The 20,841-nt window shown below is 68.0% G+C and carries 19 protein-coding genes; 8 read left to right on the forward strand and 11 right to left on the reverse strand.

Going from position 1 to position 20,841, the window contains the following annotated elements:
- Window positions 1-22: 22 nt before the first annotated feature.
- Complete coding sequence (locus AB0L60_RS00680; RefSeq protein WP_364605353.1) at window positions 23-1,516, reverse strand: UbiD family decarboxylase; 1,494 nt, start codon at window positions 1,514-1,516, stop codon at window positions 23-25.
- A gap of 21 nt (window positions 1,517-1,537) precedes the next feature.
- The gene (locus AB0L60_RS00685) at window positions 1,538-2,119 is read right to left on the reverse strand and encodes a UbiX family flavin prenyltransferase (RefSeq protein WP_364605355.1); all 582 of its coding nucleotides are present in this window, start codon (window positions 2,117-2,119) and stop codon (window positions 1,538-1,540) included.
- A gap of 168 nt (window positions 2,120-2,287) precedes the next feature.
- Here AB0L60_RS00685 and AB0L60_RS00690 point away from each other — a divergent pair, with 168 nt between their 5' ends.
- The 3 genes from AB0L60_RS00690 to AB0L60_RS00700 all read left to right on the forward strand — a co-directional run bounded on the left by AB0L60_RS00690 (window position 2,288) and on the right by AB0L60_RS00700 (window position 5,646).
- Entirely contained in the window at window positions 2,288-3,295 is a 1,008-nt protein-coding gene (locus AB0L60_RS00690) for an AraC family transcriptional regulator ligand-binding domain-containing protein (protein WP_364605357.1), read from the forward strand.
- A gap of 274 nt (window positions 3,296-3,569) precedes the next feature.
- The gene (locus AB0L60_RS00695; protein ID WP_364605359.1) at window positions 3,570-5,447 is read left to right on the forward strand and encodes a PspC domain-containing protein; all 1,878 of its coding nucleotides are present in this window, start codon (window positions 3,570-3,572) and stop codon (window positions 5,445-5,447) included.
- Window positions 5,440-5,646, forward strand: a complete 207-nt coding sequence (locus tag AB0L60_RS00700) for a hypothetical protein (protein WP_364605361.1) — start codon at window positions 5,440-5,442, stop codon at window positions 5,644-5,646. Before AB0L60_RS00695 ends, AB0L60_RS00700 begins: the two co-directional genes overlap by 8 nt.
- 129 nt (window positions 5,647-5,775) lie before the next feature.
- Here the strand turns inward: AB0L60_RS00700 and guaA are convergent, their stop codons facing one another.
- Complete coding sequence (gene guaA / locus AB0L60_RS00705; protein WP_354830306.1) at window positions 5,776-7,341, reverse strand: glutamine-hydrolyzing GMP synthase; 1,566 nt, start codon at window positions 7,339-7,341, stop codon at window positions 5,776-5,778.
- Between the two features lie 467 nt (window positions 7,342-7,808).
- Here guaA and AB0L60_RS00710 point away from each other — a divergent pair, with 467 nt between their 5' ends.
- A complete protein-coding gene (locus AB0L60_RS00710) occupies window positions 7,809-8,627 on the forward strand; it encodes an alpha/beta hydrolase (protein ID WP_364605364.1) in 819 nt (272 codons plus the stop codon).
- Window positions 8,628-8,815: 188 nt separating this feature from the next.
- Here AB0L60_RS00710 and AB0L60_RS00715 read toward each other — a convergent pair whose 3' ends face one another.
- Together AB0L60_RS00715 and guaB are read right to left on the reverse strand one after the other, a co-directional pair.
- Complete coding sequence (locus tag AB0L60_RS00715) at window positions 8,816-9,949, reverse strand: GuaB3 family IMP dehydrogenase-related protein (protein ID WP_364606690.1); 1,134 nt, start codon at window positions 9,947-9,949, stop codon at window positions 8,816-8,818.
- Between the two features lie 78 nt (window positions 9,950-10,027).
- Window positions 10,028-11,572 (reverse strand): IMP dehydrogenase, encoded by a 1,545-nt coding sequence (gene guaB / locus AB0L60_RS00720; RefSeq protein ID WP_354830311.1) that lies wholly within the window; start codon window positions 11,570-11,572, stop codon window positions 10,028-10,030.
- 376 nt (window positions 11,573-11,948) lie between these two features.
- Between guaB and AB0L60_RS00725 the strand changes: the two genes are divergently transcribed.
- Window positions 11,949-12,362: a DUF5319 domain-containing protein gene (locus tag AB0L60_RS00725; RefSeq protein ID WP_029923780.1), complete on the forward strand. Its 414-nt coding sequence runs from the start codon at window positions 11,949-11,951 to the stop codon at window positions 12,360-12,362.
- A gap of 122 nt (window positions 12,363-12,484) precedes the next feature.
- Here the strand turns inward: AB0L60_RS00725 and AB0L60_RS00730 are convergent, their stop codons facing one another.
- From AB0L60_RS00730 to AB0L60_RS00740, 3 genes are all read right to left on the reverse strand, one after another.
- A complete protein-coding gene (locus tag AB0L60_RS00730; RefSeq protein ID WP_364605367.1) occupies window positions 12,485-13,633 on the reverse strand; it encodes an anti-sigma-D factor RsdA in 1,149 nt (382 codons plus the stop codon).
- Window positions 13,626-14,207: a sigma-70 family RNA polymerase sigma factor gene (locus AB0L60_RS00735; protein ID WP_213557917.1), complete on the reverse strand. Its 582-nt coding sequence runs from the start codon at window positions 14,205-14,207 to the stop codon at window positions 13,626-13,628. Before AB0L60_RS00735 ends, AB0L60_RS00730 begins: the two co-directional genes overlap by 8 nt.
- A 161-nt stretch (window positions 14,208-14,368) precedes the next feature.
- The gene (locus AB0L60_RS00740; RefSeq protein ID WP_364605369.1) at window positions 14,369-15,313 is read right to left on the reverse strand and encodes a hypothetical protein; all 945 of its coding nucleotides are present in this window, start codon (window positions 15,311-15,313) and stop codon (window positions 14,369-14,371) included.
- A gap of 610 nt (window positions 15,314-15,923) precedes the next feature.
- Between AB0L60_RS00740 and AB0L60_RS00745 the strand changes: the two genes are divergently transcribed.
- Both AB0L60_RS00745 and AB0L60_RS00750 read left to right on the forward strand, forming a co-directional pair.
- Window positions 15,924-16,217, forward strand: a complete 294-nt coding sequence (locus AB0L60_RS00745) for a WhiB family transcriptional regulator (RefSeq protein WP_040855647.1) — start codon at window positions 15,924-15,926, stop codon at window positions 16,215-16,217.
- Between the two features lie 388 nt (window positions 16,218-16,605).
- Entirely contained in the window at window positions 16,606-17,181 is a 576-nt protein-coding gene (locus AB0L60_RS00750; RefSeq protein WP_364605372.1) for a sigma-70 family RNA polymerase sigma factor, read from the forward strand.
- On the opposite strand, the gene AB0L60_RS00755 is transcribed toward AB0L60_RS00750, so the two are convergent.
- Entirely contained in the window at window positions 17,156-17,461 is a 306-nt protein-coding gene (locus AB0L60_RS00755) for a hypothetical protein (RefSeq protein WP_364605374.1), read from the reverse strand. The genes AB0L60_RS00750 and AB0L60_RS00755 overlap by 26 nt on opposite strands.
- Window positions 17,462-17,620: 159 nt before the next feature.
- On the opposite strand from AB0L60_RS00755, the gene AB0L60_RS00760 reads away from it, so the two are divergent.
- The gene (locus tag AB0L60_RS00760) at window positions 17,621-17,860 is read left to right on the forward strand and encodes a hypothetical protein (RefSeq protein WP_364605376.1); all 240 of its coding nucleotides are present in this window, start codon (window positions 17,621-17,623) and stop codon (window positions 17,858-17,860) included.
- Window positions 17,861-18,233: 373 nt separating this feature from the next.
- Here the strand turns inward: AB0L60_RS00760 and groL are convergent, their stop codons facing one another.
- Together groL and groES are read right to left on the reverse strand one after the other, a co-directional pair.
- Window positions 18,234-19,841 carry a chaperonin GroEL gene (gene groL, locus AB0L60_RS00765; RefSeq protein WP_364605378.1) on the reverse strand — a complete coding sequence of 536 codons (1,608 nt, stop codon included), beginning with the start codon at window positions 19,839-19,841 and terminating at the stop codon, window positions 18,234-18,236.
- Window positions 19,842-19,983: 142 nt separating this feature from the next.
- Window positions 19,984-20,286 carry a co-chaperone GroES gene (groES, locus tag AB0L60_RS00770; protein ID WP_040855536.1) on the reverse strand — a complete coding sequence of 101 codons (303 nt, stop codon included), beginning with the start codon at window positions 20,284-20,286 and terminating at the stop codon, window positions 19,984-19,986.
- Between the last annotated feature and the right edge of the window lie 555 nt (window positions 20,287-20,841).

Here is a 20,841-nt window from a genome sequence, read left to right on the forward strand (position 1 = left end):
CCTTCGTTTCTCGGAATACGGATCAGCGGTAGCCGTATTTCTGCCAGTTCGACAGCACGCGCTGCTGAATCTCTGCGGGCCAACCGTTTTCGAAACTGCCCTTCACCGGGCGCTTGCCCTCCGGGTAGAGGTCGGCGAGCAGGCAGTTGTAGACCACCTTGCCCGCCATGAAGGTGTGCTTCTCCTCGTCGTCGAGGTACACCGGCAGATCGTCGCTGAGTTTGTGCGGGAAATGGAATTCACCGCGCTCCACGTCGGGGTGCGACCGGGTCGCGAACGCCCACACCACCTCGTCGAGGTTGGTGATGTCGACATCGTCCTCGACCAGCAGGATCTTGGGTGCGTTGACCGATGCCTTGCCGGTGAACGCCACATCGGCGACCCGCTGTACCAATTCGGCCGAGGAGATCCCGAGAGTCCGGTGCCAGTCCTGGCGCACCGACAGGGTCAGCCAGTGCATGGCGGCTTCGGGGGTGTGCCAGGCCGAGGAGATCGGCAACCCGGCCTGACGCAGTTGGTAGAGCAGTTCCGCGCCGTGCATGGTCGCGGTGCAGGTGTGGTCTTCCTCGACCGGCGGGCCCGCGGCGACCACCGGCAGGATGGCACCGTCGCGATAGGTGATCGCGGTGACATCGAAACGCGCCTTCGGAGAGGCGGCAGTGGCGTTGTAGCCCGGGAATTCGTTGAACGGGCCCTCCATGACGGTTTCGTCGATCGACACGAAGCCTTCGATCACGATCTCCGCGGTCGCGGGCACCAGCAGATCGACCGTCTCGGCCGGCACCACCTCGATGCCCTCGCCGAAATAGCCGCCGATGAAGTCGCACTCGGATACGCCCTCCGGCAACGGCATTCCGCCGACGAACGGCAGTCCCGGCTCCACGCCCAGCGCCAGCACAATCGGCATCGGCTTGCCGATCTCGGCCCACTTCGAGCGGACGATGCCCAGATGCTGCACTGGAGCGATCAGACAAGCCAGGCTCTTGCGGTCGTGGATCATCATGCGGTTGACCGACCAGTTCGTCCACGACCCGTCCGGGGTGCGGGCTATATTGATGCCCCAGGTCTCGATGTAGCGACCGCCATCGGTGCCGTGAATGCGCGGCGTCGGGAAAATCGTCAGGTCGACGTCGTCGCCGAGCAGGATGTTCTGCTTGCACGGAGCGCCCTCCCTGGGCACCTCCACCGGCGGAATACCCGGCTTGTTGCGGGCCTCGACCAGCGCCTCCATCAGCTCCTGGCCCTTCGCCTCGGCGGGTAGCCCGAGCGCCATCGTGATGCGCGCCAGCTGATGTTCGGCGCTGCTGAACGCACCGGGGGCGCCCAGCACCCGGAACCCGGTATCGCCGTATCCGGTGACGTTGGTGAAAAGCGGTGCGGGAGCGCGCAGATCGTAGGAACGCCGGGTGACCGCACCGATCTCCAGATCCCAGTCGACCTCGTGATCGATGGTCTGCAGCTCGCCGATCCGCTCCAGCTCGGAGAGAAATTCGCGCAGGCTCTTCAGATGTTTCACGATGATTCCTTCGAGAAGGTGTCACTCGCCCCAGCGGGGCATATCCGGTAGATCGATGCCGAACAGATCCAGCGCCCGGCCGACGGTGTGGTCGACCAGTTCGTCGATGCTGTCCGGGCGCAGATAGAAGGCGGGCACCGGCGGCATCACGATGCCGCCGGATTCGGTGACCGCGGTCATCGCGCGCAGATGGCCCAGTGTCAGCGGGGTTTCGCGCACCATCAGCACCAGCCGGCGCCGTTCCTTGAGGGTCACGTCCGCCGCGCGGGTGAGCAGGTTGTCACCGTTGCTGTAGGCGATGGCCGACAGCGTGCGAATCGAGCACGGCGCCACCAGCATCCCCGCTGTCCGGAACGAACCCGATGCGATGGCCGCCCCGATGTCGGCGGGACGGTAGACCACGTCGGCCATGGCCGCGAGATCCTTTGCGCTGAACTCGGTTTCGTAGGCCCGGGTCTGCTGCCCAGCGGGGGTCACCACCAGATGGGTCTGCACCCCGGCCTTGCGCGCAAGTTCCAAGGCCCGGATGCCATAGGCGATTCCGGTCGCTCCGCTGATTCCCACCACCAGCCGACGCGGTTCCCCGGTCGTAGTCTCTGACACCGCCTCAGCGTTGCCGACCCGGGGCGACTCGCAGAAGGACCGTTCATGTCAGGCAGGGAACCGAATGCGTCATCCACGACCGGCCGCCGCAGGGAAGGCGATCCACCAGTGATTTCGCGGAGAGCGTGACCCGGGCGTCGGATTCCGGTCAGCGCTTACGATGACCATGTGTTCGATTCGGTGCCCGCCTACAGCGCAGTATTGGCCCGATGCGTACTGAACACGGCGGGCGAAGGAGTCGACACGCGCATGCTGCTGCGTGACGCCGGCCTGCCGCAGTCGGTGCTGACCACCGAGCACGGCATGGTGTCCAGCAGCGCCTACCTGCGGCTGTGGGAGAACGCCGAATTCCGCCAGGATGCACCGGAAGTCGGATTGCGGATCGCCACGACGTACCGGATCGGCCGATTCGGCATCTTCGACTACCTGTTCAGCACGGCCGCCACCGTCGCCCAAGGGCTCGCCGCGGTGCGGCGCAGCAGCGCGCTGATGGCCACCACCAATCACCACTATCGGTCGGCTCCGGACTCGAGCGACAGCGAGCACACCATGGTGCTGGAGATGATCGACGGCGAGGGGCGCGGCGCCGATCTGACCATCCAGGCCGCCTACGCCAGCACGCTGGCTCGCATCCGGCACGCCAGCGGGGCATCGATCACGCCGACCCGAATCACCTTGCGGCAGAAGCCACCTGGGTCCATGGGCGCCTTCGTCGACGCCTTCGGTACCGCGGCCATCGACTTCGGCGCCCCCTTCGACAGCGTGACGCTGCGGACCTGCGACCTGGCGTTGCCGCTGCGCACCGCCGATCCGGTACTCGCGGAAATCGTGCGTGGGCACGCGGAGTCGCTGTCGGCCCCGCTGCTCGACGAGCTCTCCTGGCCGGAGCAGGTGCAGCGGGCGCTGCGGGAGATGCTCGGTGGGGACGACGTCTCACTGAGCGCCGTCGCGCGATGCCTGACCGTGAGCCCGCGAACCCTGCAACGCCATCTGGCCGAATCCGGCACAACCTGGCGACGCGAACTGGACCTCGCCCGGCAGACGGTGGCCCGGCAGGCCGCCGAGACCACCACCAAGTCGTCGCTGGCCCACCGTCTCGGGTATTCCGATGCGCGCGCACTGCGCCGCGCGGCTCGCCGCTGGGACTCGGGCGCGGAGGAGCAGCAGGCGAGCTGACAACCGGACTTCCCATCGCCGATCCCCACAGCCGACTCCCAGGAAACCCGCAGTGATCATGGAGATTCGCCGCTGATCATCGACAACGGCCCGCGCTGCGTGCCGCAGATTTGGGCAGGATCGCGGGCAGAACAATGCAGGGCGCACGGGTACCGGCGGCTGTCGCGGCAGCCCCATCGCCGCCGGTAAGGCACGGCTCCGGACCGAAGTTCAGGTACCCATTCAGGGTGATCCCCGATGCGCCCGGACAACGCCGAACAGCACGATGGAAGCCATGACGAGAACGAGCGACTGGTCCAAGAGCGCCGGGCGTACCGGCTTCTCCGATCAGCTTCACGATCTGTGGCACACCCGGCCGATGCGCTTCCCGAAGGACGGACCGCTCGCGGGCGTGGCCGTCGGCTTCGGCCGCCGCTACAACGTGGACCCCGTCCTGGTGCGGGTGGCGTTCGTGGTGTCGGCGCTGTTCGGCGGCGCGGGCATCGTGCTCTACCTGCTCGGCTGGCTGCTGCTCCCGCAGGCGGGCGACCAGTCCTCGCCGGCGGAATCGCTGTTCGGCCGCGGCCAGTCCTCGCAGAACTCGTCCCGGACCATCGTGCTCATGGTGGCGTTGGGGATCGCCGTGAGCACGATGGGACCCGTCGGCGTCGGGCTCGGCGGGTCCGGCGTCATCAGCTTCGCGCTCATGCTGGCCGGCTGGTGGCTGCTCTACCAGCGCCAAACCCAGCCGCCCGCAGCCTATTTCGACCAGACGGCCGCCGACAGCCTCCTCAACACCGGCTACCCCGGCACCACCAACCCGTACTGGACCGGCTACCCGGGCACCAACGCCGTCACCTTCCAGACCTACGGCCCGTACACCACCCTCCCGGACCACTACGAGCCCGATCCGAACCAGCCGCCCACGCCGGAATCCGCTGCCGCCCAGCCCATGTCGCAACCGGGCACGGAACAGCAGCCCGCCCCGAGCGGCGATGCCGGCACATCGGTACTCCGCGCCAACCCGCCCGACGCCGGCACCGCCGTCCTGCGCCCGGAATCGCCTGCCCCGCAAGATTTTCCGGACGTCGAGATAACCGAGGTGCTCGATACGCGCTACGCCCCGGCATCCTCCGTGGCCGACACAGTGGTGATGCAGAAGTCCGGATCTCCCTCGGGTCCGGGCACTTCCGGAAAGCCGACCGACGCCGCCCGGACCGGGACCCCGGATCAGGGCACGGCCGCCGGGAGCCAGGCGGCTGATTCCGGGCAGCCGGGCAGCGCAGCTCCGGCGGCGCCGGTCGACATGAGCAAGCCCGGAGCCCCTGCCACGGCTGCCCCGAACAGCCCCGCCGCACCGACCGACGACGGGAATACCGGCGGAAACGAGACGCCCGCCCTCCCCGAGATCGGCGAACCCCGTGTACTGCACCAGATTCCGTCGGCCATCGATCGCCCCCGGGCCGGATTCGGGCCCGCGCCGATCTCCCCCGACTTCGGGCCCACCCCGCCCGGCTGGGATCCACTCGGCGTGGCCCCGCTGGCCTGGGCGCTCCCCGAGCCGGGCATGCCGCTACAGCAGACCGCCGTGCAGGTGTCCCCGCGCCGGCCGCGCTCCCGGCTGACCGCGGTCACCATCGGCCTCGCGATCCTGGCCGCCGCCGCAGCGGGTTCCGTGGCCGCCTCGGGCGTGGACTGGATGACCCCGGCCCGGATCGGGTCCGCGGCCCTCGCGGTGATCGCGCTCGGTCTGATCATCGGCGCGTTCCTGCGCCGCGGCCACGGCCTCATGGTGCTGCTCGCCCCGCTGGCCGGATTCGTCATCCTGGCCTCGCTGGTGGGTCCCATCGAATTCGATCAGGGCGCGATGGGCGACCACCGGTGGTCCGCCGCATCGGCTTCCGAGCTCCTGCCCGAGTACCACGTCAGCATGGGTTCGGGCACCCTCGACCTGAGCAGGCTGCAGCTGACCGAGGACCGCGACGTCGCGGTGAAGGTGCGCATGGGCGACGCCCGCGTGGTGCTGCCGCCCAACCTGCGCGTCAATACGACATGCACTGTCCGCATGGGCGATTCGAATTGCCTGAGCGGAATGTCCGGCCCGGCGACGGGTCCCGTCCTGAACCTGACCGTCGATGTGCAGATGGGAAATGCGGAGGTGAACCGTGGCTGAGAAACAGAACAAGAACCGTCGTCCCTCGTTCGGACTCCTGCTGGCCGGCCTGCTGGGCCTGGGCGTGAGCGTGTGGGCCTTCGTCGGCCCCCACTTCTGGCCCGTCTCCGGCGGCCTGTCCCTGGGCTGGATCGTGGTGATCGCCGCCATTGTCGTCGGCATCGTCCTGGTTCTCACCCCAAGGAAGAACCGGGACTAGCGAGCCGACTGCGCTGCCCCTTCCCCTCGCCGGGGTAGCGCACGTTCCTTCAAGGAACTGCCCTTCCGAGAAGGCCGAAGGCCCCGCACCCTTCCGGGTGCGGGGCCTTCGCGTGTCAGTGGGAGACACTCACTCCCATTCGATGGTCCCCGGCGGCTTGCTTGTCACGTCGAGCACCACGCGGTTGACCTCCGCCACCTCATTGGTGATGCGGGTGGAGATGCGCTCCAGCACCTCGTACGGCAGGCGGGTCCAGTCGGCCGTCATGGCGTCCTCGCTGGAGACCGGGCGCAGCACGATCGGGTGGCCGTAGGTGCGGCCATCGCCCTGCACGCCGACGCTGCGGACATCGGCCAGCAACACCACCGGGCACTGCCAGATCGACTTGTCCAGACCGGCGGCCGTAAGCTCCTCGCGCGCAATGGCATCCGCCTGGCGCAGCAGCTCCAGCCGGTCGTGGGTCACCTCGCCGATGATGCGGATGGCCAGACCCGGACCCGGGAACGGCTGGCGCGCAACGATTTCCTCCGGCAGGCCCAGCTCGCGGCCGACCGCGCGCACCTCGTCCTTGAACAGCAGCCGCAGCGGCTCGACGAGCGCGAACTCCAGATCGTCGGGCAGACCGCCGACATTGTGGTGGCTCTTGATGTTCGCGGTGCCCGCACCGCCGCCGGACTCCACGACGTCGGGGTACAGCGTGCCCTGCACCAGGAACTCGACCTTGGTCTCGCCCTGCTCGCCGACCACCTCGGAGACCGCGTCCTCGAACGACCGGATGAACTCCCGGCCGATGATCTTGCGCTTCTCCTCCGGATCGGTGATGCCCTTCAGCTCACCCAGGAACTTCTCCACCGCGTCGACGGTGACCAGCTTGGCCCCGGTCGCGGCGACGAAATCACGCTGCACCTGCTCACGCTCACCCGCGCGCAGCAGACCGTGATCGACGAACACACAGGTGAGGCGATCACCGATGGCCCGCTGCACCAGCGCCGCCGCCACCGCGGAGTCCACGCCGCCGGACAGACCGCAGATGGCGTGCCCGTCCCCGACCTGCTCGCGCACCTGGGCGATCAGCGCGTCGGCGATATTGGCGGGCGTCCACGCGCCCGGAATCTCGGCGATCTCGTGCAGGAACCGGCTCAGCACCTGCTGACCGTGCGGCGAGTGCAGCACCTCCGGGTGGTACTGCACACCTGCCAGCTTGCGCGCCCGATCCTCGAACGCGGCGACCGGTGCGCCCGCGGAGGTCGCGGTCACCTCGAACCCGGCGGGGGCATCGGTGACGGCATCGCCGTGGCTCATCCACACCGGCTGCCGGGTCGGCAGGCCGCCGTGCAGGATGCCGCCGTCCACGCTCAGCTCGGTGCGGCCGTACTCGCGAGTCCCGGTGTGCGCCACCGTCCCGCCGAGCGCCTGCGCCATGGCCTGGAATCCGTAGCAGATACCGAAGACCGGCAACTCCAGATCGAACAGCCGCGCGTCCAGCTGCGGCGCGCCCTCGGCGTACACACTGCTCGGCCCGCCGGAGAGAATCACCGCGAGGGGGTTCTTCTCCGCGATCTCCTCCACGGTGATCGTGTGCGGAACCACCTCGGAATACACACTCGCTTCGCGCACCCGGCGCGCGATCAACTGCGCATACTGCGCGCCGAAGTCGACGACAAGGACTGGTCGCTGGGTTTCTGCCACGGCCACAGTCTAGTGAGCGATACACATCACATTGACCACGCCTCCCCAGCCTTTGGTATCCGCTGGGTTTACCCACGGATCGGTAGGTGACAACTGATCTTGCGAGAAGCGGGCAACTCACCGGGTACGTCCAAATTCGGTTCGGCACCCAACCGCCGGCACGGCTGCGTCGCAGTCAACGGCACTGAGCTGCCCGCCGCGCGGGGAGGCGGAGCGGCAGTCTCGGGGAGGCGGGATGGACCTCCACCCCGGGCCGAGGTGCGCCGCAGCTTCGGAAGCGGCGGCTCGCCCGGCCCGGAAGTGGTGGCATCGGGACGGTATTCGCGTCGGGTGGGTCACCGATAGGGACTTCCGGCCCATTCCTGACGAATCTCGGCCAGTCGCGCCGGGACACGGCCGACCCGTGGCACCGAGCGTCGCGGTGCGCAGGAAAGCTCGCCGGATTGTCACCGGTGCTGGCTATCCTCTACCTCGTGCCATTCGCCCGTGCGATCGATGCCGAGATCCACTACGAGGACAGCGGGGGCGGAGGCCCGGTGGTGCTGTTGGGGCACGAATTCCTCATGGACCGAACGATGTTCGCATCGCAACAGGCGGCGCTGACACCCGAGTTCCGGATCGTGACCTGGGATGCGCGCGGGCACGGCCGCACTCGCGACGAGGGGCTGCCGTTCACGTACTGGACCTCCGCCCGGGACGCGCTGACCGTACTGGATCAACTCGGCGCGGAACGCGCCGTGGTGGGCGGCATTTCGCAGGGCGGCTTCATCGCCCTGCGCACGGCGCTGTTGGCCCCCGGCCGCGTCACCGCCCTCGTCCTGCTCTCCAGCGAGGCGCACGAACCCACCCCGGCCGAACTCGCCAACGCCCGTAGGTTCCTCGACAAATGGTATGAGGACGGGCCCCGCCCCGCCCTCGCCGAATACCTCGCCCGCTGGCTCATCGGCGACGACGACTGGTACCGCGCCGTCTGGGTGAAGCGCTGGCTCGCCCGCGACCCCACTGCCACCGAGGTGGCCGCGGGCGCCCTGCTGGGCCGCGACTCGGTCCTGGACCGACTATCCGAAATCACCTGCCCCACTTTGGTCATCCACCCCACCCGCTCCGGCGTTCCCCGCTCCCACGCCCGCGAACTCGCCGACCGCCTCCCCAATGCCCACTATCTCGAAATCGAAGGCGCCCGGCAAACGGTGAACATGACCCACCCCGTGGCCGTCAACACCGCGGTCCGAGAATTCCTCCGCGGCATACCCGCAGCTCCGCGCCTTCAACGCGCGGCTTGGGAGCCGTAGAAACGATTGTGGACGTACCCGGCGAGATACCCGGGTCGGTACGAAATCAGTTGTCACCTTTGCGAACGAAGCAATCGATCCAAGACTTCGACAGCGGCCGAAGTCAACCGGTAGCGCGGACGCCGGATACAGTTCGCGCCCTTGCACATTCGGGTGAATGCACAAGGGCGCGAGGACAGCGTCTCCGCTCAGGCGCGGACGTTCAACCCGACCTTTTGGAATTCCTTGAGGTCGCTGTAGCCGGTCTTCGCCATCGAACGACGCAGGCCGCCAACCAGATTCAGCGAACCGAACGGGTCGTTGGAGGGGCCGTAGAGGACCTGGTCCAGCGGGACGCGCTCCTCTTCGACGGCGTACGGCAGCACCGCGCCACGCGGCACCGACGGGTGCGCGGCGGCCGACGGCCAGTACCAGCCGTTGCCCGGGGTCTCCCGGGCCATGGCCAGCGGCACGCCCAGCATGACCGCGTCCGCGCCACAGGCGATCGCCTTGGCGATGTGGCCCGAGGTCAGCGTCTCGCCGTCGGCGATGACGTGCACGTAGCGCCCGCCGGTCTCGTCCAGGTAGTCGCGACGCGCGGCCGCGGCGTCGGCGATGGCGGTGGCCATCGGCACCCCGATGCCAAGCACCTCACCCGTGGTGGTGGCGCCCTGCATGGAGCCGTAGCCGACGATGACGCCCGCCGCGCCGGTGCGCATCAGGTGCAGCGCGGTGCGGTGATCGGACACGCCGCCCGCCACCACCGGCACATCCAGCTCGGCGATGAAGGTCTTCATGTTCAACGGCTCACCGTCGCCCACGTGCTCGGCCGAGATGATGGTGCCGTGCACCACCAGCAGGTCGATGCCCGCCTGCACCAGCGCCGGGGTCAGCGCCCGCGCGTTCTGCGGGCTCACCCGCACCGCGGTGGTGACACCGGCCGCGCGCACCTGTGCGACCGCGGCGGCCAGCAGATCGGGCTGCATCGGGGCGGCGTGCAGCTGCTGCAGCAGCGCTACCGCGGCCTCCGTGCCCTCCTTCTCGCCGACCTCGGTCAGCTGCTGGATCTTGGCGGCCACATCGGCGTGCCGGGCCCACAGGCCCTCACCATTGATGACGCCCAGACCGCCGGCCTTACCCAGCTCGATGGCGAACTCCGGCGACACCAGCGCGTCGGTGGGATGCGCCAGGAACGGGATCTCGAAGCGGTAGGCGTCCAGCTGCCAGGACAGCGACACCTGCTTGGACGAGCGGGTCCGACGGGACGGAACGATGTCGATATCGTCCAGTTCGTAGGTGCGCCGGGCGGTCCGGCCCATGCCGATCTCGACCATATCGCGCATCTCAGTCATTCCTCTCTGTGTTCGTCTGCCGGACATGACAAAACCGGTCCGCGACATGCGCGAACCGGTTATGTCCGGCTACGAACGGGTGGTGTAGTTGGGAGCCTCGACGGTCATGGTGATGTCGTGCGGGTGCGACTCCTTCAGGCCCGCCGCCGTGATCTGCACGAACTGCGCCGCCTGCAGATCGGTGATGCTCTGCGAACCGGTGTAGCCCATGGCCGCGCGCAGACCGCCCACCAGCTGGTGGATGACCTGATCCAGCGGGCCGCGGAACGGCACCCGGCCCTCGATGCCCTCGGGCACCAGCTTCTTCTCCGAGAGCACGTCGTCCTGGAAGTAGCGGTCCTTGGAGTACGACTTGGCCTCGCCGCGACCCTGCATGGCGCCCAGCGAACCCATACCGCGGTAGCTCTTGAACTGCTTGCCGCCCACCAGGATCAGATCACCGGGCGACTCGGCGGTACCGGCCAGCAGCGAACCGAGCATGACGGTCGAGGCGCCGGCCGCGATGGCCTTGGCGATGTCACCGGAGTACTGCACACCACCGTCGGCGATGACCGGCACACCGTGCGGCTTGCACGCCGCCACGGCCTCCAGGATCGCGGTGATCTGCGGCGCGCCGACACCGGCGACCACGCGGGTGGTGCAGATGGAGCCGGGGCCCACACCCACCTTCACCGCGTCCACGCCCGCCTCGACCAGCGCCAGGGCGCCGGCGCGGGTGGCGACATTGCCGCCGACGATCTGCACCCGGTCGCCGACCTCGGCCTTGACCTTGGAGACCATCTGCAGCACGCCCGACTGGTGACCGTGCGCGGTGTCGACCACCAGCACGTCCACGCCGACCTCGGCCAGCGTCATGGCCCGGACCCAGGCGTCCTCGCCGACACCGACCGCGGCGCCGACCAGCAGGCGGCCGTCACGGTCCTTGGTGGCGTTCGGGTACTGCTCGGTCTTGACGAAGTCCTTCACGGTGATCAGGCCGCGCAGCTTGCCGCTGCCGTCCACGATCGGGAGCTTCTCGATCTTGTGGCGGCGCAGCAGGCCCAGCGCGGCCTCGGCGGTGACGCCCTCCTGAGCGGTGATCAGCGGCGCCTTGGTCATCACCTCGGCGACCTTGCGGTCCTGATCGACCTCGAACCGCATATCGCGGTTGGTGATGATGCCGACCAGCATGCCGCGCTCGTCCACCACCGGCAGACCGGAAATGCGGAAGCGGGCGCACATGGCGTCGACCTCGGCCAGCGTGTCATCGGGGCGACAGGTCACCGGATCGGTCACCATGCCCGCCTCGGACCGCTTCACCGTCTCGGCCTGCGCGGCCTGCGCCTCCACCGACAGATTGCGATGCAGCACGCCCATACCGCCCGCGCGCGCCATGGCGATGGCCATGCGCGCCTCGGTGACGGTGTCCATGGCCGAACTCACCAGCGGGGTGCGCAGCGAGATCTCACGCGTCAGCTTGCTCGAGGTGTCGACCGAACTCGGAATCAGATCCGACGCCGCGGGCAACAACAGCACGTCGTCGAAGGTGAGACCGAGCATGGCGATCTTGTCGGGATCGTCGCCGCCCGTATGGGGGCGGCCAGTGTTTCGTTCGCCCGTCACGGGACTGCTCATTCGGATCGACCCCTCCTGGACCTCGGCAACATCCACCGGACCGGGCACCGGCGGATGCATGGATGAATGGCAATGCCGGCGTTTGCTACCCGGCCTTTGGTCAACCATGGTATCGGCTCGACAATTCCAGGTCGCACCCCGCCCGTGGGCCTGACAGCGCGGTATCGACGGCCACAACCGCTGCGGTTTGCCGGCCGTGCCATTACTGTGTCGGCTGCCACGACATCACCACACCTGCCCAGGACAACCACTGTGCCTGCCCAGGACAACACGCGCGCCACACCGAGAGCGCACTGTGCGCCGCACCACCAGCGAAGTGAGGGCAAATCCCCTTCAGCGCTGGCGCACATGGGGTGGTTCTGCGTACCGTGGGACTGTGCGTGACCATCTACCACCTGGCTTGCCGCCGGATCCATTCGCCGGAGACCCCTCCGACCCGTCGGCCGCGCTCGATGCCATCGAGCCGGGGGAGCCGCTGGATCCTCACGAGCGCCTAGCGGTCGAAGAGGATCTCGCCGACCTCGCGGTCTACGAGGCGCTGCTGGCCCACCGCGGCATCCGCGGTCTCGTGGTCAGCTGTGAGGACTGCCGGCAGGATCACTACCACGACTGGGACATGTTGCGCGCCAACCTCCTCCAGCTACTGGTGGACGGCACGGTGCGACCGCACGAGCCCGCCTACGACCCGACGCCCGAGGCCTACGTCACCTGGGACTACTGCCGCGGTTACGCGGACGCTTCCATGAACGAGGCACTGCACGGCGACGGATTCGACGGGTTCGACGTCTGATTCATCGAAAAGGGCCTGCATCCCAAGGATGCAGGCCCTTTTCGCATGTCCCGCGAAGGCCGTTCCGCCCCCGCTGACGTGAAAACCCGATCGGCGCACGACGATCGGGTGAAGCGGGTGTCCTAGTGCGTCCCCGGCAACGGAGCCGGCGGCAGCAGGCCGCCGCCGGTCGGCAGCACGATCGTGGACGGGATGGGCGCGACGGGCGAGGGCTTTTCGACCGGCGGCGGCTGCAGGCCACCAGTCGTACCGCCACCCGTCGTACCGCCTCCGGTATTGCCTCCGCTCGGAACCACGGCCGACGTCGGGTTCCCGCCGCCACCGGACGGCGGCACCACCGGCGATTCGGATTCCTGCGGCAGGGACGGCAGGGTGGTCACCGGCGGAACGGTCGGCACCGTCGAAACTCCGCCTCCGGTGCCCGGATTCGGGCTCGGCGCGGTTTCGATCGGCCGCGAATCGACGGTCGTCGACGGGCCGCCATCGGTCTTGGTCGGCGGATTCACCGGCGGCACCGGCTGATTCGGCGTGGTCGTCGGGACCGGCACCTTGGTGGTGCTGCTGGTCGGGGCGATCGACGCCAGCGCGCTGGCCACCTCGGGCGCCTTCTGCTGCAGCACCGCGTACAGCTGCTGCCAGCGGTCGGTCAGGTTGTCCTTCTTGCCGGAGTCATTGACCTGGGAGGCATTGTCGGCGGCACGCTCCATCAGCGGCTTGGCCTCGTCGGCCTTGCCCTGCGCGATGAGCTGCTGCGCCTGCGCCAGATCACTGTCCGCCCGCGAGACAACCGTTGATTGGGCCTGTTCGCTGAACACGACCTCCTTGACCCGCCAGAGCGGATCGCCGGGACTCGCGTTGTAGGAGAACGCCGTCAGACCTCCGATGACGAGTGCCATGGCCGCCGCCGCACCCAGGATGGGCCGGACGAGCCTCAGTCGCCCGCGATTCGACGCGCCGATTCTGGCCTGCCGTGCGCCGATCTCCTGATTGACCGCGGCGACAATGGCATCCAGGTCCGGTCCGGCCGGCAACGGCTCGGCCACGATCTCCGCGCGCCAGTCCGCCAGCAAGGCGGCGAGCTGATACTCCTCCGAAGTACCCGTCTGCACGGGGCCGTCGCCGGAGATGGCGTCGATCAGTGCATCGTCGCGTCGCACCGCGGCAATGTCCACCGGCCCGGTATCACCGGACGCCTCGGCGTAGGGACCGCTGTTCTGCGATCCAGGTTGCGCCTTCCAGTCGCCCCGACCGCGCTCGCCATCCCTAGCCATACATTTCACCTGCCCTCGCCACTTGAGACTTGAGTTTCGCGAGTGCCCGGTGCTGGGCGACTCGTATAGCACCCGCCGTACTGCCCACGGCGACTGCAGTTTCTTCAGCCGACAGACCCATGACCAGGCGAAGGATCAGGATTTCTCGATGCTTTTCCGGCAAGGTCGCCAGCAGAGCGTTCATCTGCCGGCTCGTTTCGGATTCGAGAGCTCGCTGCTCCGGTCCCTGGTCGGTGGATATGACATCCGGTACTTCGGCCATGGCGTCCGCCTTGTTACGGGCGGAATTTCTGTGGGCGTCTGCGACCTTGTGCGAGGCGATGCCGTAGACGAAAGCCATGAACGGCCGACCCTGATCCTGGTACCTGGGGAGGGCGGTCATGACGGCCAGACAAACCTCCTGCGCGACGTCGTCAGCGGAGAGCTGGCCACGTTCGGCCGATCCGATGCGCGCACGGCAATACCGCACCACGAGGGGGCGGATGCTCACCAGTACCTGGGAAAGGGCCGCCCGGTCGCCCTGCGCTGCGGCAGCGACGACTGCGGGATCCAACTCCTCACCCGTGTTGTTCATCGTCAGAGCTGTTCCTGGCGTTTTCGAGAGTGGCACGGCGGCGGGAGAGCCGGTGCTTCCGCCGATGGGGGCGGAACGGTCCAACAATAGCGGCTGGCGCATTCATGCCAGCCGTTACGGGGTCCTTCTCCGGGACGACTCAGGGAAGTCCCGGGGGCCACTCAGGGATGGCCGAGAAGGCCGCTGGCCGAACGCAATCGCCCGCCGCGAGCCTCCAGCAACCGCGCGCACTCGGCGGCCACGATCGCGCCGTCACCTCCGGGTTCGACACCGGAGCGCAGCATGGCGCAGGCCCAGCGCAGCGGCAGCAGCTCATGTTCGGCGCAGGCGCGATCGACTTCGGTTGCGAGAGCCCGGGATCGGTCGAGGTCGCCCGCGGCGGCGCAGGCGGCGGCCAGAAGTAGCCGGGATTTCACTCGATGCCGCAGCGAGGGCGAGTTTTCCGCGAGGGCGAGGGCGGCCTCGGCGTGGGCCAGGGCGGGATCGGCCGGAGCCGGGCGACCGCCGGCCGCGAGCTCGGCCGCGGGAACGGAGATCAAACCGGAGCCGGGGGCCGACAGCGCCGTCTCGGCAGCCACCCAGTGCAGCCGGACACGCGGGCGCCACGCACTCGGGGCATCGGTCAGATGAACGTCGAGGTGTTTGCGGCAACGATCCAGCAGTCGGGCGGCAAGCGCCGGGCGGAGGGTGCCGAGAGCATCGGCGGCGAGTCCGGTCAACGCATCGCAAACCGCTTCGGCGCGCCTGATTGCCGCCGGGGTCGCGGCGGGCGCGGGCGCGGGCGCAAGATCGCCGGCGACGGCGGGCAGGGCAAGGGCGGCCGCGCGGCCGTCCGCGACGGCGGCGGCGCCGTGCCAGCCGAGCTGGCGCAGCAACGAGGCCTCGGTGCTGTGGGTGAGTGACAGCAGCGCGGGGTCGGTGGTAGCGCGGCGGGCGCGGGCGAGCTCGGCGCGCGCGGCGGCGTAGTGTCCGATTCCACTGAGCGAGACTGCTCGCAACCAGGATTCGGCGGCATCGGCGGCCGCGGGCAACCCGGTGGCAGCACGTTCCGGCGTGGCGCCGAAAGCGGCGTCGGCGAGTTCGGAGTTCACTTCGAGCACAGGCACAGCCGCACTGTAACCAGTGCCGGGGCAAGTGAGGGCAGCCGCCATACCACAGGCTCCCAGCTATCGATCAGCATTCACGAGCGCCTTTGTGTTTCCACTCCGTAAATCTGTTCTCGCTATCGCCCAGCACGCCCGTAAGGAATTCGTATAGCGTTTCGCGCTATTAACCTGACGGCCGCGAATCGGCCATCTCTACCCTACTCAGCGCGAGATGTCCAATGGCTGAGATCACTCCGATCGAGACTCTTGCATAGATCGAGCGACAGGCATCGACCCTCGAAAAGCCGCTGCTACCAGGCACTTCGACCAGCCGGATGGGCTATCACAGGTTGGTCACGGTACTGGGCAACCGATCAGTATCACCACAGGTAGGGGGTCTTGTAAATAGCGAGGATGTTAATTCTCTAATGTGCACGTATTCGGCTCGAGTCGAATGAAGCTATTGACTCGAATTCGTTGTCCGACCTAACGTACGTCATCGCCGTCGTTGGCGTCGTGTCGAATTGCGCAGCCGACGAAGTGCGATCGCCGGGCCACGGCGATGCGGCCACCTGTTTGCCACCAGCACCGCTCGACAATGCCGACGAGCTCGCACCATGAGGAGTTCACCATGCCTATGCCGACCCACCTCCCAGGTCCGAACGCCGATGTCTGGGATTGGCAGATGCGCGGATCCTGCCGCGGCCAGGACTCCGCGGTGTTCTTCCACCCGGACGGCGAACGCGGCCGCGCCCGGGCCCAGCGCGAGCTACGCGCCAAGGAGATCTGCAAGTCCTGCCCGGTGCTGCTGCAGTGCCGGTCGCACGCGCTGAAGGTCAGCGAGCCCTACGGCATCTGGGGCGGCATGTCCGAGACCGAGCGTGAGCTACACGCCCGCCGCAACCGCCGGCGCATCGTCGCCTGACCTACCCGTTCTGCGCTCCAGGCAAACTCGCGTGACTGGTGTTCACCAGCGGTATCGCTGAGGACGGGCGACCGGGTGGGCTCGAGATTCCTCCCATCCGACCGCGATGGCGTGCCGAATGTCTAGCAAACACCCGGCACCGCTCGAGCGGGTCGGCGACGACCGGCGTCATGTCATGTCTCGAATGTCATGTATGCGACGTTTCGGTGCAATTGAAAGCCACTCTGCCACAGTCTCTTTGCCGATACCCCCACGCGAGAGGAGGTTATAGCGGCACGCTACCCTCGTGGCCGATGACACAGAACGGAGCGTTGTGACAGCGCGGCCGCCTGCCGCAGAGGGCAACTCGTTCCAGAGCTCGAGGGACGGAGGGGCGGAGACGCCCAGCGTGGACTCTGCGGTGACGGCGCGCGCAGCCGAAAGTCTGGAACTAGCCGCACTCCTCGAGCGTTGCGGGCAGTCGGATCAGCAGGCGTTCGCCGAGCTGTACGACCGTACCAGCGCGCGAGTCTTCGGCCTGGTTCTACGCGTGCTACATGATCCGGGCTATGCGGAGGAGACCACGCAGGAGGTCTATCTCCAGATCTGGCGCACGGCAGCCAACTTCGACCCGTCCAAGGGTTCGGCCGTCACCTGGTTGATGACACTGGCCCATCGGCGCGCGGTCGACCGGGTTCGGGCCGAGCAGGCGCACGCCCTGCGCGAGGTCGCGTACGGCACCAGCACCCTCGGCAACGAATTCGACGAAGTCACCGAGGAGGTCGGGCGTCGGCTGGAACAGCAGGCGGTGCTCGCCGGCCTGGCGACGTTGACGGAGACGCAGCGGGAAGCCATCTCCCTCGCGTACTTCGGCGGACGCACGTACGCCGAGGTCGCAGCCCATCTGGGCGTGGGGCTGCCGACCGTTAAGTCCCGTATACGGGATGGATTGACACGACTCAAGAAAAGTTTGGGAGTGACGTGAGATGAAAGAAAGCCAGATCGATCTCGCGCACACTGTCGCGCTCGGATCGATCGGCGACGAAGATCAGCGCGCAGTGGCGGACCTTTTGGATACCGATGACGCCGTACTGCGCGCCGCCTTCACCCAGGAAGTGCAGCAGACCCGAGAAGCCATCATGCTGGCCGCGTCCGCGGTGGCCGTACCGCCACCGCCCGCGCTCCGCGATCGCCTTCTCGCCGCGATAGCCACAGACCAGGCACCGCCGAACACGATCCACCGCTCCCACCCCGGTCTCCACCACGGGAACGGCCGCTCCCCCAGTCCGATCCACGACTGAGAGCTCATTTCCCGAAGTAAGAGGTCCAGAACCCGTCACACCCGCGAGGCCCCTTTGCATGCCGCCGATTCAGGTCGCCTGACCGGTTTCGGCTGCATGCTTTGCCGGTAAAGACCGATTCGTATGCGGCTCCTCAGCATCCTCATTCGCTCCTACCGCCGTGGCCTCGCGGGGCTGGCCGCTGTCACCCTCGCCATCGGGGGCCTCTATGCCTTCACCGACTCCCATTCGGGCGATCTCCGGGACCCATCCCCCGCCGTCCCGCTCCCGCCCGTCTCCGGGCCACTGGGCCCGAATTGGCTGACGCCGTCACCGACCGACTCCTACCCCGGGCCCACACTGACGAACTCCCCGGCGCGCTGACTCCCGCGCGGATCCGAAAACCACTGCGGACCCGTATACCCGGACCGGTCCCTCGCAGCGGTCGGATTCGGTTCGGGCATTGGAACTTTCGCGGAACGAGGCCGGCACTGCCGCGGTGGACAGGGCGCGGAGGCCCGAAAATGACAGTGGCGCAATGCAGTCGGGGCGAGGCCACGGCAACCCGGGCATCACCATGACAGTGGGCAGGACCATGGCCGTGCGGGCGTCACCATGGCGGTGCGGGCGTGGCGCAGTCGCGCCGACGGCCGGATCGCGCCGGAGGAAGTCGGGTGGCGCGGTTGGGGTCCGGAAACGGCGAGGCCCCCGGACAGCGGGCTGTCCGGGGGCCTGAGCTGACGTCAGCGGGGCTGGGTCAGTGGGCGTGACCGTGGTGCGCGTCGGCGGGCTCTTCGACCGGCTTGTCGACGATCGCGGACTCCGTGGTGAGCACCATGCGGGCCACCGAGGTGGCGTTCTCCACCGCGGAACGGGTCACCTTCACCGGGTCGATGACACCCTCGGCGACCAGGTCGCCGTAGGTGAGGGTGGCGGCGTTGAAGCCGTCCTTGCCATCGGACACCTTGGACACGACGACCGCGCCGTCGACGCCGGCGTTGCTGGCGATCCAGAACAGCGGCGACAGCAGGGCCCGACGCACGACCTCGACGCCGACCGCCTCGTCACCGGAGAGCGAGTCGCGCAGGGCGTTCAGCGTGGACGCGGCCTGCACCAGGGCGGTGCCACCGCCGGGGACGATGCCCTCGGCGACCGCGGCCTTGGCGGACGCGACGGCGTCCTCGACGCGGTACTTGCGCTCCTTGAGCTCGGTCTCGGTGGCCGCGCCGACCTTGATGACGGCGACGCCGCCGGCCAGCTTGGCCAGGCGCTCTTCCAGCTTCTCGCGGTCCCAGTCGGAGTCGGTGTTCTCGATCTCCTTGCGCAGCTGGGCAACTCGGCCGTCGATGTCGGACTGCGCGCCGGCGCCCTCGACGATGGTGGTCTCGTCCTTGGTGACCACCACGCGGCGGGCCTTGCCCAGCACGTCCAGGCCGGCCTCACGCAGGGTGATGCCCAGGTCCGGGTTGACCACGGTGCCGCCGGTGACGATGGCCAGGTCGTCGAGGAACGCCTTGCGGCGGTCACCGAAGAACGGGGCCTTCACGGCGACGACCTTGAGGGTCTTGCGGATCGCGTTGACCACCAGGGTGGACAGCGCCTCGCCGTCGACGTCCTCGGCGATGATGACGACCGGCTTGCCCGACTCCGCGATCTTCTCCAGCAGCGGCAGCAGGTCCGGCAGGGAGCTGATCTTCTCGCGGTTCAGCAGGATCCACACGTCCTCGTAGACCGCCTGCATGGTCTCCGGGTCGGTGACGAAGTACGGGGACAGGTAGCCCTTGTCGAACTGCACGCCCTCGGTGATGGCGACCTCGGTCTGCAGACCCGAGGACTCCTCGATGGTGACGACGCCATCCTTGCCGACCTTGGTCAGCGCCTCGGCGACCAGCGCGCCGATCTCCTCGTCCCGCGAGGACACGGTGGCGACCTGCGCGATGGACTTCTCGCCGTTGACCGGGGTCGCGGCGGCGTGCAGGGCGGCGGCGACCGCCTCGGCGGCCTTGTTCATGCCCTTGCCCAGGGTCATCGGGTTGGCGCCCGCGGCAATGTTCTTCAGGCCGCCCTTGATGAGAGCCTGCGCCAGCACGGTGGCGGTGGTGGTGCCGTCGCCGGCGACATCGTTGGTCTTGGTGGCGACGCTCTTGACCAGCTGCGCGCCCAGGTTCTCGAACGGGTCCTCGAGGTCGATGTCGCGAGCGATGGTCACGCCGTCGTTGGTGACGGTCGGGCCGCCGAACGCCTTGGCCAGCACCACGTGCCGGCCGCGCGGGCCCAGGGTGACCTTGACGGCGTCGGCGAGCTTGTCGACGCCGCGCTCCATCGCCCGACGAGCCTTCTCGTCGAACTCGATCTGCTTTGCCATGTACCTACTCCTGAAATGAGTTGGGTCGGAACGCACTCCGCCCCGGGCCGGTTGCTGTATTGGCAGCTGCGACTCCGGGGCGGTGTCTCTCGATGGGGTTTCAGGGGGAAGCCCCTGAGAGGCCCCGAGAGTTGGAGCGTTCCTACTTGGTGACGACGGCCAGCAGGTCGCGAGCCGACAGGATCAGGTACTCCGCACCGTTGTACTTGATCTCGGTGCCGCCGTACTTGCTGTAGATGACGACGTCGCCTTCCTTGACGTCCAGCGGAATCCGCTTCTCGCCGTCCTCGTCCCAGCGACCCGGGCCCACGGCGATGACGGTGCCCTCCTGGGGCTTCTCCTTCGCCGTGTCGGGGATGACCAGGCCGGAGGCGGTCGTCGTCTCGGCCTCGTTGGCCTGGACGAGGATCTTGTCCTCGAGCGGCTTGATGTTCACGCTCGCCACGTTGAGCCCTCCACTTTCAGGGGATTCGTCGCGTCCGGGGCTGTTCCCCGGACTCACGGTTTCGGTCATGTGTGTGACCCTGCGCAATCAGCCCCGTCGTCGCGGGTGCCGGGACCCCTGCTCAGTAGTCATCAGCTGGCACCTCAGCACTAACCCAGTGCCAACTAGCACTCTATACACGGGAGTGCCAGCGCTCAAGGCCGGGCACTGCTACTCGGTGCCCGGTGTTACCCGTAACGCCGCTGGACAGCACGGCAACACCGCTGGACAACGCGACTCGCCGACACGACGGCCCGGGAATCTGAGGTCTTCCAAAGAAATCCGAAAATCTGTAACGTTCGGATAACGGATTGTGACACCATTGACGTCGGCCACGCGACGAGACCGACTCGGTCCCACCACGTGCACCGTCGAGAGTTTCACAACTGCTTCACCCCGCTAACCGCGCGGCAACCCAGCGCGCGGGCTCGAGAAGAGAGCAAGACCGCAAGTGATCAGTGGCAGGTCCGGATGCCCTATCGGACAAGGGCCCGCCGCGATCCGAAGCTCGGAGAC

This window comes from Nocardia sp. NPDC051981 (assembly GCF_040680715.1).
GTDB lineage: Bacteria > Actinomycetota > Actinomycetes > Mycobacteriales > Mycobacteriaceae > Nocardia.

Bases quoted from the DNA above. Each gene is read 5' to 3' on its own strand.
- groL (WP_364605378.1), bottom strand. From the start codon at position 19,841: ATGGCAAAGCAGATCGAGTTCGACGAGAAGGCTCGTCGGGCGATGGAG.
- AB0L60_RS00695 (WP_364605359.1), top strand. From the start codon at position 3,570: ATGACGAGAACGAGCGACTGGTCCAAGAGCGCCGGGCGTACCGGCTTC.
- AB0L60_RS00715 (WP_364606690.1), bottom strand. From the start codon at position 9,949: ATGCGCGATATGGTCGAGATCGGCATGGGCCGGACCGCCCGGCGCACC.
- AB0L60_RS00745 (WP_040855647.1), top strand. From the start codon at position 15,924: ATGCCTATGCCGACCCACCTCCCAGGTCCGAACGCCGATGTCTGGGAT.
- guaB (WP_354830311.1), bottom strand. From the start codon at position 11,572: ATGAGCAGTCCCGTGACGGGCGAACGAAACACTGGCCGCCCCCATACG.
- AB0L60_RS00735 (WP_213557917.1), bottom strand. From the start codon at position 14,207: ATGAACAACACGGGTGAGGAGTTGGATCCCGCAGTCGTCGCTGCCGCA.
- AB0L60_RS00730 (WP_364605367.1), bottom strand. From the start codon at position 13,633: ATGGCTAGGGATGGCGAGCGCGGTCGGGGCGACTGGAAGGCGCAACCT.
- AB0L60_RS00760 (WP_364605376.1), top strand. From the start codon at position 17,621: ATGCGGCTCCTCAGCATCCTCATTCGCTCCTACCGCCGTGGCCTCGCG.